Below are 12,121 nucleotides of genomic sequence, written 5' to 3' on the forward strand. Positions count from 1 at the left end.
GAGGTTAGATCGCGTTGGCCAGGGTTGCCGGACGACGAGACAGCAGGCTCACCACCACGAAGCTCGCCAGGCCGACAGCCAGGCTGTAGTAGATCGGGGTGTTGGCATCCAGGCCGTCCTTGAACATGAACACCAGCGCGGTGAGGAAACCCAGGCCCATGCTGGCGATGGCGCCGGCGGTGGTCGCGCGTTTCCAGAAGATCGCCCCGATCAGTGGGATCAGCATGCCGCCCACCAGCAGGTTATAGGCCAGGGTCAGGGCGCTGATCACGTCGTTGACCACCAGGGCGATGCCCAGTACCAGGATGCCGGTCAGCAGGGTGAACAGGCGGTTGATCCCCAGGCTCGACTGCTTGCCGCCACGCAGCTTGGGCAGCAGGTCTTCGGTCAGGGTGGTGGAGGCGGCCAGCAGACCGGCGCTGGCGGTGGACATCATGGCGGCCAGGGCCGCGGCGATCACCAGGCCACGAATGCCGTCCGGCAGCGAGGCTTTGACGATGGCGGCGAAGGCGTTGTTGACGTTGTCCAGGTCTGGCAGCAAGACGTGCGCGGCCATGCCGATCAGGGCACAGGCCAGGCCGTAGAGGATGCAGTAGAAGCCGGCGACGGTGCCGGCGTATTGCGCGACTTTTTCGGTCTTGGCGGTGAACACCCGTTGCCAGATGTCCTGGCCGATCAGGATGCCGAAGAAGTAGATCATGAAGTAGGTGATGATGGTGTCCCAGCCGATGGTGGTGAAGCTGAAGCTGGACGCCGGCAGCTTGGCCACCAGTTCATCCCAGCCGCCGACGCGATACAGGCAGATCGGCAGCAGGATGAACATCAGGCCGACGGTCTTGATCACGAACTGGACGATGTCGGTCAGGGTCAGCGACCACATGCCGCCGATCGCCGAATAGATCACCACCACGCCGCCGCCCAGCAGCACCGAGATCCAGAACGGCAGGCCGAACAGCACTTGCAGCACGGTGCCGATGGCGAGGATCGAGGTCACGCCGATCATCAGCGCGTAGGCCAGCATGATCACCGCGCTGGCCTGGCGGGCCATCGGGTTGTAGCGTTTTTCCAGGACCTGGGTCACGGTGAAGATCCGCAGCTTGAGCAGGGGTTTGGCCAGCAGCAGGTTGAGGGCGATGATGCCCAGGCCCAGCGCCGCGCACAGCCAGAAACCGGAGATGCCGTGGACGTAGCCCAGGCGCACGGTGCCGACGGTGGAGGCCCCGCCCAGCACGGTGGCGGCCATGGTGCCCATGTACAGGGTCGGGCCCAGGTTGCGGCCGGCCACCAGGTAGTCCTCGTGGGTCTTGGCCTTGCGCATGCCGTAGTAGCCGAGCACCAGCATGCCGGCGGCATAGATGAGTACGACGAATAGATCTAAAGCCATGGTGGCGTGTCTCCGATTGTCTTTCTTATAGAGGCTTCCCGCAGGAGCGAGGCTTGCCGCGATCAAGGCGACGCGGTCTGGCGGACCCGTCGTGTGAGGCGTGATTGCCGGCGAGCCTGCTGCTACAGGTCATGCTTGAGTCAGGCGGTTTGGCGCATGACCGGTTTATCGAGCGAATCCGTGCTCTTGCTGCGTGGATCCTTGGGGCCGTAGACCGCGGGCGGTTCCGGGAACAGGTTGAGCAGGGCCAGGTACACCAGCGAGGCCAGGCCCAGGGTCACCGGCAGGCTGATATCGATGCCGTCGGCCAGGTTGCCCAGCGGGCCGACGAATTGCCCGGGCAGGTTGACGAAGCACAGGCCGACCAGTGCGCTGGGGATCCAGGCCCCCAGGCCACGCCAGTTCCAGCCGTGCTGGAACCAGTAGCGGCCACCTTGCTCGCCACGGGTGAAGACTTGCAGGTCGTCCGGGCAGTAGAAGCCGCGACGCACCAGCAGGCCGATCAGCATGATCACCATCCACGGGGTGGTGCAGGTGATGATCAGCACGGCGAAGGTCGACACGCTCTGCACCAGGTTGGCGGCGAAGCGCCCGATGAAGATGAAGGCGATCGACAGCACACCGATCAACAGGGTCGCCTTGACCCGCGACAGCACCCGCGGGAACACGCTGGACATGTCCAGGCCGGTGCCATACAGCGAGGTGGTGCCGGTGGACATGCCACCGATCACCGCGATCAGGCACACCGGCAGGAAGAACCAGCTCGGCGAAACCGCCAGCAGGCCGCCGACGTAGTTGTTGGCGGCGATGTAGTCGGGCGCCTTGATCGCCACGATGGTGGCGGTGGCCAGGCCGAACAGGAAGGGAATCAGGGTGGCGATCTGCGCGGCGATCACCGCCAGCATGATCCGGCCTTTCGGCGTTTCGCGGGGAATGTAGCGCGACCAGTCGCCGAGGAAGGCGCCGAAGGAAATCGGGTTGCTCATGGCCACCAGCGCGGCGCCGATGAAGGCCGCCCAGAAGCCCACCTGGCCGAGGGCCACCGTACCGGCGAACTGGCTGTCGAAGGCCGGCGCAAAGGCAAAGATCCCCAGCAGGAACAGCAGGCTCGCTGCCCATACGGCAATGCGGTTGACCCACAGCATGAAGCGGAAGCCGTAGATGCACACCGTCAGTACCAGGATCGCGAACAGGCCGTAGGCCAGGCCCAGGGTCAGGTCGGTTTCCGGCAGGTCGATCAGGCGCTTGGCGCCGCCCACCAGGGCATCCCCCGAACTCCACACGGAGAGCGAGAAGAAGGCGATGGCGGTAAGCAACGACAGGAACGAGCCGACGATCCGCCCGTGCACGCCGAAGTGCGCACCGGAAGAGACAGCGTTGTTGGTGCCGTTGATCGGCCCGAACAGGCCCATGGGCGCGAGGATCAAAGCCCCCAGGATCACGCCCAGCACGATCGCCCAGACACCCGCCTGGAAGGACAGGCCGAACAGCACCGGGAAACTGCCGAGCACGGCGGTGGCAAAGGTATTGGCGCCGCCGAAGATCAGGCGAAACAGGTCGCTGGGCCGGGCGTCGCGTTCATGGTCGGGGATCTGTTCGACCCCGTTTGTTTCGATGCTGCTAAGGCTTTTTTCTTTGTTGTTGTTATTCATGATCTGCTCCGATCACAAAGGCGCGCTCATTGTTTGTGAGCGTCACCTGTCTGGCTAGCTTCTGTACGTAAACTGCCTGCGCGTCGATCATGCTGCGTTAAAAACAGGCTCGGAATGCTCATTTAGGGGCCTAAAGTCGTCCGCGACCCCGGCCGTTCCTCGCCTGTTTTTGCCTTGCCTGATCGCCGCTCGGCGACTTTCCGTACAGAACCTAAGGGGGTGGCAGCCCTTCCGGCATTGCGGACAAATGTTCGTGACAGGCCAGCCATAGGCCTTGTTGTTGTGTGCCGGACCCTTGTTTACGGAAAACAATGGTCTCGCGCTCCTGGCTGAAGTGTTGCTCCCCTTGCATGCGCAGCTCGGTGGCGACGTCATGAATAAATACCGCGGTGTCCCCCTGCAAGCTGACAAACGCGTTGCTCGAGGTGCAGGACAGCACCTCGAAGCCATCCTCGCGGCGCCAGCTGTCCCACAGCGCCTGGTAGGCGTCGCGGGACAGCAGGGGCTGGGCGAGGGTGTAGAAGACGAAGCTGGCGTCGCTGCTGAACGCACCGAAGTAGGCTTCGCGATCGTTACGGGCAAAGGCCGCCACCAGCTCGGCCGCGGCGTTGAGGACCTGCTCGCGCTCGTTCATGGCCGGGCCTCAGCGACGCGCCACGCCCGGCAGTACGCAGAGCATTTCATACAGCAGGTTGGCGCCCAGCAGCGAGGTGTTGCCGGTGGTGTCATACGGCGGCGAGACTTCTACCAGATCGCAGCCGACCAGGTCGAGGCCCTGGCAGCCACGGACGATCTCGATCGCCTGGATGGTGGTCAGGCCGCCGATTTCCGGGGTGCCGGTGCCTGGCGCCCAAGCCGGGTCGATGCCGTCGATGTCGAAGCTCAGGTACACCGGGCCGTCACCGACTTTCGCCCGTACTTCGGCCATCAGCGGTTCCAGCGACTTGTGCCAGCACTCTTCGGCCTGCACCACGCGGAAACCCTGCTTGCGGCTCCAGTTGAAGTCTTCGGCGGTGTAGCCCTGGGCCCGCAGGCCGATCTGCACCACGCGGTCGCAGTCCAGCAGGCCTTCTTCGACGGCGCGGCGGAAGGTGGTGCCGTGGGCGATCTTCTCGCCGAACATGTGGTCGTTGACATCGGCGTGGGCGTCGATGTGCACCAGGCCGACCTTGCCGTGTTTCTTGTGGATGGCCCGCAGGATCGGCAGGGTGATGGTGTGGTCGCCGCCCAGGGTCAGCGGGATCACATTGTGCTCGAGGATACCGTCGTAGGCTTCTTCGATGATGCGCACGGCGTCCAGCAGGTTGAAGGTGTTGATGGCCACGTCGCCGATGTCGGCCACGTTCAGCGAATCGAAGGGCGCGGCGCCGGTGGCCATGTTGTACGGACGGATCATCACCGATTCGGCGCGGATCTCACGGGGCCCGAAGCGGGTGCCGGCGCGCAGCGAGGTGCCGATGTCCAGCGGTACGCCGACAAAGGCGGCATCCAGGCCGGCCGGGGTAGGCACATGGGGAAGACGCATCATGGTGGCGATGCCGCCGAAGCGCGGCATTTCGTTGCCGCCCAGTGGTTGGTGGAGAATCTTGTCCACGGGATTGGCCTCATCGTTGTTTTATTTATAGGGTTTTCAGCGCAGCAAGGAGTGCCGGCGAAACCGAGTGGGGCCGATTCTGCGAAATGTAGTGGGCGGGAAGAATCGCTACGGGCAAATACTTAGTTCAGGTTTTTCTAAACTAATGGCGGCGCTAGAGGATAGACTTCGCGCTGTCGAAGGAGGGTGGCGTCAGGGCTGACGCTATCGCGGGCAAGCCTCGCTCCTACAGAAACGCGTGCTCCTGTAGGAGCGAGGCTTGCCCGCGATTGGCTGCATAGCAGCCATAATCAAGATCGCCAGATTCTCTATGGAGGAACGCTGATGGGCCTGGATGACCCTGACACCCGATCCCCATTGTCGATTTTCCTTGTGGAGCTCCCATGGCCAACGCTTTACCTGATCTGAAACTATTGCGCATCTTCGTCAGCGTGGTGCGGCATCAGGGGTTCGCCAATGCCCAGCACGAACTGAACCTCTCGACGTCGGCCATCAGCACCTACATGAGCCAGCTCGAGTCGGCCCTGGGGCTGGTGCTGTGCCACCGTGGCCGTGGCGGTTTCAGCCTGACCAGCAAGGGCGAGCTGTTCCATCAGGAAACCCTGCGCCTGCTGGGCGAACTGGAAGGCTTCGAGCAGTACGCCGCGGCGCTCAAGGGCGAACTGCGCGGCACCCTCAACCTGGGGGTGATCGACTCGACGGTGAGCGACAAGGCCCTGCCGTTCGCCGAAGCCATCGGCGCCTACAGCCAGGAACACCCGGCGGTGCATTTGCACCTGTCGGTGCTCAGCCCCTACGAATTGCAGCTCGGCGTGCAGGACAACCGCCTGGACCTGGCCATCGGCGCGTTCTCCACGCGCATGAGCGGGCTGGTGTATATGCCGCTGTACCGCGAGCAGCACTGGCTGTATTGCAGCAGCCGGCACCCGCTGTTCAACGAGCGGCGCATCCCCGAGCAGGTGATCACCCAGCAGCGCATGGTCGGTCGTGGCTACTGGAGCCAGGCCGAACTGGCCCGCCACGGCTTCAAGCACAGCGCGGCGACGGTGGAGAGCATGGAGGCGCAACTGATCCTGGTGCTGTCCGGCGCCTACATCGGCTACCTGCCGGAGCATTACGCCCAGGCCTGGGCCGACAAGGGCGACTTGCGCGTGCTGCTGCCGGCCACCTTCGGCTATCAGGCGCCGTTTTCGATGATCGTGCGCCGCGGCCGTAGCCGTGAACCGTTGATCCAGACGTTCCGCGACCTGCTCAAGGCGCAGCTCAACCAGGTCTGAGGAGGCCAGTATGTCGAGAGTCCAGTGCCCGCGTTGCCTGCGCCCGAAAACCCATTGCCTGTGCCCGCTTATTCCACGGCTGGACAGCCGTACCCGGGTACTGCTGTTGCAGCATCCCAGCGAAGTGAACCACGCGCTGAACACCGCGCGGCTGGCGGCGCTGGGGTTGAACAATGCCGAGTTGATCGTCGGCGAGGTGTTTGACGATCTGCCGAAGCTGTTGAACTGCCCCGGGTATCAGGCGCGCCTGCTGTTCCCGGCGGAGGACGCGCAGCCGTTGCAGGCCTACTCCAGCGCGCCGGACGAACAGCCCTTGCTGCTGGTGGTGCCCGACGGCACCTGGCGCAAGGCGCGCAAGTTGCTGCACCTCAATCCGCTGCTGGCGGCGTTGCCACGGGTGACCCTGGCCGCAGGCGCGGTGTCCCGTTACCGGCTGCGCAAGGCGCCCGGGCCGGGGGCCTTGTCGACCATCGAGGCTATCGTCCAGGCCCTGCAGACCCTGGAGGCGCCAACCTCGTTCGAGCCCTTGCTGAAACCTTTCGAGGCCTTGATCGACGGGCAGATCGCGGCGATGGGGGAAGAGGTGTTCCAGCGCAATCATGGTGAGGGCAAGGCTTGAGGGCTTCATCACGAGCAAGCTTCGCTCCTACAGGGAATGTACAACCCTCTGTTGGAGCGAAGCTTGCTCGCGATAGCGTTTCTCCGTACACCACAAATCCGAGGGCCTAACGCTCGCGCATCGCCTCGGTCCGCGCCTTGAGCACCGGCTTGAGCAGGTAGTCGAGCACGCTTTTCTCGCCGGTGATGATGTCCACCGTGGCGACCATGCCAGGGATGATCAGCAGCGGCTTGAGGTCGCCGCCCAGGTGGTTCTTGTCGGTGCGCACCTGGATCAGATAGAAGCTGTTGCCCTTGTCGTCGGTAATGGTGTCGGCGCCGATCAGTTCCAGCTTGGCGCTCAGGCCGCCGTAGATGGTGTAGTCGTAGGCGCTGAACTTGACCATGGCTTTCTGCCCGGGATGGAGGAAGGCCACGTCCTGCGGCCGCACCTTGGCCTCGATCAGCAGGTTGTCCTCCAGCGGCACGATTTCCACCATGTCGCTGCCTGGCTGGACCACGCCGCCGATGGTGTTGACCTTGAGCTGCTTGATCACCCCATGCACCGGCGAAGTCACGGTGGTGCGGGTCACCCGGTCGTCGATGGCGATGCTGGTGGCGGTGATTTTCGACAGGTCGGTGCGTTTCTCGTTGAGCTCCTTGGCGGCGTCGGAGCGGAAGCTTTGTTCGGACTCGTCGATCTTGCTCCTGATCTCGTTGATCGCCGATTCCGCCCGGGGAATGGCCAGGGTCGTGGCGTTCAGCGAACCGCGGATTTCCACCGCGCTGCGTTTCAGACGCAGGATTTCCACCGGTGACACCGCGCCGGTACTCACCAGCGGCGCCGACATGTTCATCTCCTGGTTGAGCAGGGCCAGGCTGGAACTGAATTGCCCCTGTTTCGAGCGGAACTCCGCCAGTTCCTGGGTCTTTTGCCGCAGTTGTTCGCTCAGGGTCCGCTGTTCGCTGGCCAGGCGGCGCTGGCGCTGTTCGTACAGCGAGCGTTCGTCCTCCGCCACCTGGGGCGCCTTGGCCACCACCTCGTCGGACGGCTTGAACGGCCGACCCTCGGCTTCGGCGGAGAGGCGTTCGACCTGGGCCATCAAGGCATAGCGGTCGGCCTCGCTTTCGCCCTTGTTCGACAAGAAGCGCGTGTCGTCCAGGCGCAGCAGGGTGTCGCCCTTGTTCACCATCTGCCCTTCGCGCACGAAGATCTCGGTGACGATACCGCCCTCCAGGTTCTGCACCACCTGCACCTTGCTCGACGGGATGGCCTTGCCTTCGCCGGTGGTGACTTCCTGCAGCACCGCGAACTTGGCCCAGAGCAGGGCACTGACGAGCAGCCCGGTGGTCAGCCAGACGACAATGCGCGAGCCGCGGGGCGAGTCCTGCAACGAGGCGCCGGCGGTTTCGGGCATGAACTCGCTTTCCGCGCTTTTGCGCAGGCTGGCGAAGTAGCCGCGCGATTGCGATGAGGCAGGCATGGGGCGACTCCTAGACCGTCGCAGAGCCGACACGGCCCTTGCGCAGTGCATCGATGACCGCTTCTTTCGGGCCGTCGGCGACGATCCGTCCGTTGTCCAGGACCACCAGCCGCTCCACCAGGCTGAGCATCGAGGTGCGGTGAGTCACCAGCAGCAGGGTTTTGCCTTGTACCCAGGCGTGCAGGCGCTGGCGCAGGGCGTCTTCGCTGCTGTTGTCCATGGCGCTGGTGGGTTCGTCCAGGAGCATGATCGGCGGGTCCAGCAGCAGCGCCCGGGCCAGCAGCACGGCCTGGCGCTGGCCGCCGGACAGCAGCTGGCCACGCTCGCCCACCGGCCGGTCGAAGCCCTGGGGATGCTGGCGGGCCAGCTCGGTGACCCCGGTCAGTTCGGCCACTTCCAGCATGCGTGCATCGCTGATGTAGTGGGCGCCGAGGGTCAGGTTGTCGCGCAGGCTGCCGGCCAGCAGCGGCAGGTCGTGGGCGACATAGCCGATCTGCTGGCGCAGGTCGGCCACGTCCAGTTGGCGCAGGTCGAGGCCGTCCAGCAGCAACTGGCCTTCCTCGGGGGCATAGAAACCCATGACCAGGCGCCCCAGGGTGCTCTTGCCGGAGCCGCTGCGGCCGATGATGCCGATGCGTTCGCCGGGCTGCATGCTGAAGCTGATGTTGCTCAGGGCCGCGGCATTCTGCCCCTGATAACGGAAGGTCACCTGGTTGAGCGCCAACGCGCCTTGCAGTTGCGTGCGCTCCAGCGGGCGCTGGCGGGCATCGCGTTCCTGGGGCAGGGCCATCAGGGCGTCGGTGCTGCGCATGGTCAGCTGCGCCTGCTGGTAGCGGGTGATCAGCCCGGCGATCTGCCCCAGTGGCGCCAGGACCCGGCTGCCGAGCATGTAGGTGGCCACCAGCGCGCCGACGCTGAGGTTGCCGGCGATGATGCTGTAGACCCCGGCGACTATGGTCGCCATGCCGCAGAACTGCTGGATGAACAGGGTGCCGTTGGTGGCCAGGGCCGAGAGATTGCGCGCGTGGCTGTCGAGGCGGGTGAGGGCGCCGTGGGTGCTTTCCCAGCGGTGCTGGCGTTCGCTTTCGGCGCTGCAGGCCTTGAGGGTTTCCAGGCCGCCGAGGGTTTCGATCAGCAGGGCCTGGCGTTCGGCGCCCAGGCTCAGGCTCTTTTGCACAGTGTCGCGCAGGCGTACCTGGATCAGCATGGCGAAGAGGATGGTCAGGGGAAACGCCAGCAGCGGAATCACCACCAGCCAGCCGCCGAGCAGGCCGATCACCAGCAGCATCAGCACGGCGAAGGGCAGGTCGATCAGGCTGGTCAGGGTCACGGCGGTGAGAAACTCGCGCAGGCCCTGGAAGTCATGGATGCTCTGGGCAAAGCCGCCGATGGTCGCCGGCTTGGCTTTCATCGCCATGCCGGTGATGCGCTCGAACAGGGTGGCGGAGAGGATCACGTCGGTGCGCTTGCCGGCGCTGTCCAGCAGGTGGGCGCGCACCACTCGCAGCACCAGCTCGAAGCCGGTGCCGATCAACAGGCCGATGGCCAGCACCCAGAGGGTCGAGGTGGCCTGGTTGGGCACCACGCGGTCGTAGGTCTGCATGACGAACAGCGGCACCATCAGCCCCAGCAGGTTGATCAGCAGGCTGGCGAGGATCGCGTCGCTGTACAGCCAGCGCGAGAGTTTCAGGGTGTCGCGGAACCAGGCTTCGACCCGCGGCACCAGGGAGCTGCGCAGCTCCTCCAATTCATGGCGTGGCCGGGCGAACAGCGCCTGGCCACTGTAGTCGTCGTTCAGCTCAGCCTGGCTGACCCACTGCTCGCCGCCTTCGGCTTCGCTGGGCAGGATCAGCGCCTGGCCGTCATCGCCCCAGCGGCGCAGGACCGCGCAGCGACCATGCTTGAGGATCAGCAGCACCGGCAGGTTGAGCTTGGAGATCGCCGACAGCTCACGCCGCAGCAGGCGCGCCTGCAGGCTGGCGCGGGCCGCGGCGCGGGGCAGCAGGTCCAGGCTCAGGCGCTGCTGGGCCAGGGGCAGCCCCGCGCTGAGGCTGGCACGACTGACGGTACAGTCGTGCAGTTTGCAGAGGATCAGCAATCCGTCCAACAACGGGTCATCAAAGCTCAGGCGCGGATCGACGCTTGAGCTCCCGGGTTCCATGCTGGTCACATTGAAGTCCTCCGAGGACTTAACGCATCTCAGGCAGACGGGCGTCGCTCTTCACTTCGGTCTGGGCGATCGCTTCGGCCGGCACCACGACTTTTTCCTTGTTCAACAACTCGCCCATGTTCGCCAGCACGCGATACATCGAGAACTCCTCGGTGTAGCGCACTTCGGTGTAGCGGCGGTTGGCGTTGTACAGCTCGTTTTCGCTGTCCAGCAGGTCGAGCAGGGTGCGCTGGCCGAGACCGAACTGGTCCTGGTAGGCGGCCCGTACGCGGGTGGTGGTTTCAGCGTATTCGCGGGCCGTGGGGGTCTGCTTCTTGGCGTTGACCATGGCGTTCCAGGCCAGAGTGATGTTCTCGTTGAGCATGCGCAGCGCGTTGTTGCGGATGTCCATGGCCTGGTTGATCTTGTGCGCGTCAGATTGCAGGCGCGCCTTGTCGCTGCCGCCGCGGAACAGGTTGTAGTTCATCACTACGCCCACCCGCCATTCATTGTCGTGGCCCTTGTCGCCTTGCACGTTGTCGTTGGCGCCCACCGCGGCCTCGGCGTCGAAGCGTGGGTAGAAGGGCGACTTGGCGACCTCGTACTGGCTCTCGGCCGCGTGCACGTCGGCCTGGGCCGATTTCAGGTAGGGGTTGTTCTCCAGCATGCTCTGCCGGGCATCCGGCAGGCTGGCGGGGATCTCGCCACGCACCGAAGGCAGGCTTTCCAGTTCGTCGGGCATACGGCCCACGGCGCTGAAGAAGTTGGCCTCGGCGTCGGCCAGGTCGACCTGCGCGGTGTCGTAGTTGTTTTCCGCCAGGGCGCGACGGGCCTTGGACTGATCGAGGTCGGCGGTGCTGCCGACGCCGCGTTCGCTGCGCAGGCCGATCTGGTCGTTGACCCGCAGGTGGGCCTGCAGGTTGTTCTTGGCCAGGGTCACCAGTTCGCGGCGCTTGAGCACTTCCAGGTACACCTCGATGGTGCGCAGGGCCAGGCTCTCGGCGGTGCCGCGGGTGTAGTAGGCCCGCGAGTTGGAGACCGACTGGGTACGCCCGACTTCGTTGGCGGTATTAAAGCCGTCGAAGAGCATTTGCCGCAGGCGCAACTCCGACTGGGTATAGGTCAGCGTCTCGGTGTGATGGTTGCCCAGCGCGCGCGTGGTGGTGTTGTCGCTGTAGCCACGGCCATAGGCAGCATTCAGGTCCAGCGATGGATAGAAGCCCCCTTTGGCGACCTTGACGTCCTCATCAGCCGACAGACGGTTGTTCTGGCTCGCCCGCAGTTCCGGGTGGTTGTCCAGCGTGCTTTGAATCGCCTCCGTCAGAGACATGGCTTGGGCCTGATGAATGCAGGCCACGGCTAATAAAATCGCGCTACTGAGGGGGGTGAAAACGCGCATGAGGTACATCTCCCTGGTCCATGTATGGTGCTTTGCAGTCGCCAAAAAAATGACGAACTTTATAGGTCAAACCGTTTCAGGCTTGTAACAACAGAGCTAAGAACATCCTGAGCGGAAGCTAAGAAGAATTTCTCATAAGGCTTATGCTGAAAAAAACTTATGCACTCTGTGAAATCCAGCACATTGTTCAGTTCGCAAGCCCCGTATTTATAGGCTCTAGAGAGCTTTTCAGGGGCTTGAAAAGGTTCAAAAAAATTTGCGACATAGGGCGGGAGAGGAGCGGTGGGGAGGGTGCGATACGGATTTTTCAGCGACATTTTTTTGTCACTTGCAGTGTTTGAATCCATGTCGCGACTTTCGCGGGAGGGCTGTCCGAAGCCTGAATGCGTTTGATTGCATTCGGTTTTGCCTTCGGCAGAAACAGCAGGCCAGCGAGGGACGAGCGAGAGGGACAGGCCGGTGCGCAGGTTCGACTGAGCAGCAATCAGTGAACCTTCAGGCTGGCGTTTCCCGTCGGTGACCCGATAACGCCATAGCACTTTTCCGTGCAACCAGATGCCGATAGCGGTCGGCAGCGGAGGAAGT

The 12,121-nt window shown here is 64.0% G+C and carries 10 protein-coding genes; 2 read left to right on the forward strand and 8 right to left on the reverse strand.

Annotated features, from left to right (window positions below; genetic code table 11):
- Positions 1 to 4: 4 nt before the first annotated feature.
- From C4K38_RS07850 to speB, 4 genes are all read right to left on the reverse strand, one after another.
- A complete protein-coding gene (locus tag C4K38_RS07850) occupies positions 5 to 1,384 on the reverse strand; it encodes a sodium:solute symporter family protein (RefSeq protein WP_053277897.1) in 1,380 nt (459 codons plus the stop codon).
- Between the two features lie 140 nt (positions 1,385 to 1,524).
- Positions 1,525 to 3,036: a purine-cytosine permease family protein gene (locus tag C4K38_RS07855; protein ID WP_053277898.1), complete on the reverse strand. Its 1,512-nt coding sequence runs from the start codon at positions 3,034 to 3,036 to the stop codon at positions 1,525 to 1,527.
- A 211-nt stretch (positions 3,037 to 3,247) separates the two neighbouring features.
- Positions 3,248 to 3,670 carry a YybH family protein gene (locus C4K38_RS07860; protein ID WP_053277899.1) on the reverse strand — a complete coding sequence of 141 codons (423 nt, stop codon included), beginning with the start codon at positions 3,668 to 3,670 and terminating at the stop codon, positions 3,248 to 3,250.
- A gap of 9 nt (positions 3,671 to 3,679) precedes the next feature.
- Positions 3,680 to 4,630, reverse strand: coding sequence for an agmatinase (speB, locus tag C4K38_RS07865; RefSeq protein ID WP_025805128.1), 951 nt, complete (start codon positions 4,628 to 4,630; stop codon positions 3,680 to 3,682).
- A 383-nt stretch (positions 4,631 to 5,013) separates the two neighbouring features.
- Here speB and C4K38_RS07870 point away from each other — a divergent pair, with 383 nt between their 5' ends.
- Both C4K38_RS07870 and C4K38_RS07875 read left to right on the forward strand, forming a co-directional pair.
- The gene (locus C4K38_RS07870; RefSeq protein ID WP_009047635.1) at positions 5,014 to 5,907 is read left to right on the forward strand and encodes a LysR family transcriptional regulator; all 894 of its coding nucleotides are present in this window, start codon (positions 5,014 to 5,016) and stop codon (positions 5,905 to 5,907) included.
- Positions 5,908 to 5,917: 10 nt separating this feature from the next.
- Positions 5,918 to 6,526 (forward strand): tRNA-uridine aminocarboxypropyltransferase, encoded by a 609-nt coding sequence (locus tag C4K38_RS07875; RefSeq protein ID WP_053277900.1) that lies wholly within the window; start codon positions 5,918 to 5,920, stop codon positions 6,524 to 6,526.
- 106 nt (positions 6,527 to 6,632) lie between these two features.
- Here the strand turns inward: C4K38_RS07875 and C4K38_RS07880 are convergent, their stop codons facing one another.
- From C4K38_RS07880 to C4K38_RS07895, 4 genes are read right to left on the reverse strand one after another with little or no spacing between them, the layout of a single operon-like run.
- Positions 6,633 to 7,988, reverse strand: coding sequence for an HlyD family type I secretion periplasmic adaptor subunit (locus C4K38_RS07880; protein WP_053277901.1), 1,356 nt, complete (start codon positions 7,986 to 7,988; stop codon positions 6,633 to 6,635).
- Between the two features lie 10 nt (positions 7,989 to 7,998).
- Positions 7,999 to 10,158 (reverse strand): type I secretion system permease/ATPase, encoded by a 2,160-nt coding sequence (locus tag C4K38_RS07885; RefSeq protein WP_053277902.1) that lies wholly within the window; start codon positions 10,156 to 10,158, stop codon positions 7,999 to 8,001.
- A 19-nt stretch (positions 10,159 to 10,177) separates the two neighbouring features.
- Positions 10,178 to 11,536, reverse strand: coding sequence for a TolC family outer membrane protein (locus C4K38_RS07890; RefSeq protein WP_053278334.1), 1,359 nt, complete (start codon positions 11,534 to 11,536; stop codon positions 10,178 to 10,180).
- A gap of 59 nt (positions 11,537 to 11,595) precedes the next feature.
- Entirely contained in the window at positions 11,596 to 12,075 is a 480-nt protein-coding gene (locus C4K38_RS07895) for a hypothetical protein (RefSeq protein WP_124345265.1), read from the reverse strand.
- Between the last annotated feature and the right edge of the window lie 46 nt (positions 12,076 to 12,121).

It is taken from the genome of Pseudomonas chlororaphis subsp. piscium (assembly GCF_003850345.1).
Classification (GTDB): domain Bacteria; phylum Pseudomonadota; class Gammaproteobacteria; order Pseudomonadales; family Pseudomonadaceae; genus Aquipseudomonas; species Aquipseudomonas piscium.

Bases quoted from the DNA above. Each gene is read 5' to 3' on its own strand.
- C4K38_RS07850 (WP_053277897.1), bottom strand. From the start codon at position 1,384: ATGGCTTTAGATCTATTCGTCGTACTCATCTATGCCGCCGGCATGCTG.
- C4K38_RS07855 (WP_053277898.1), bottom strand. From the start codon at position 3,036: ATGAATAACAACAACAAAGAAAAAAGCCTTAGCAGCATCGAAACAAAC.
- C4K38_RS07860 (WP_053277899.1), bottom strand. From the start codon at position 3,670: ATGAACGAGCGCGAGCAGGTCCTCAACGCCGCGGCCGAGCTGGTGGCG.
- C4K38_RS07870 (WP_009047635.1), top strand. From the start codon at position 5,014: ATGGCCAACGCTTTACCTGATCTGAAACTATTGCGCATCTTCGTCAGC.
- C4K38_RS07875 (WP_053277900.1), top strand. From the start codon at position 5,918: ATGTCGAGAGTCCAGTGCCCGCGTTGCCTGCGCCCGAAAACCCATTGC.
- C4K38_RS07880 (WP_053277901.1), bottom strand. From the start codon at position 7,988: ATGCCTGCCTCATCGCAATCGCGCGGCTACTTCGCCAGCCTGCGCAAA.
- C4K38_RS07890 (WP_053278334.1), bottom strand. From the start codon at position 11,536: ATGCGCGTTTTCACCCCCCTCAGTAGCGCGATTTTATTAGCCGTGGCC.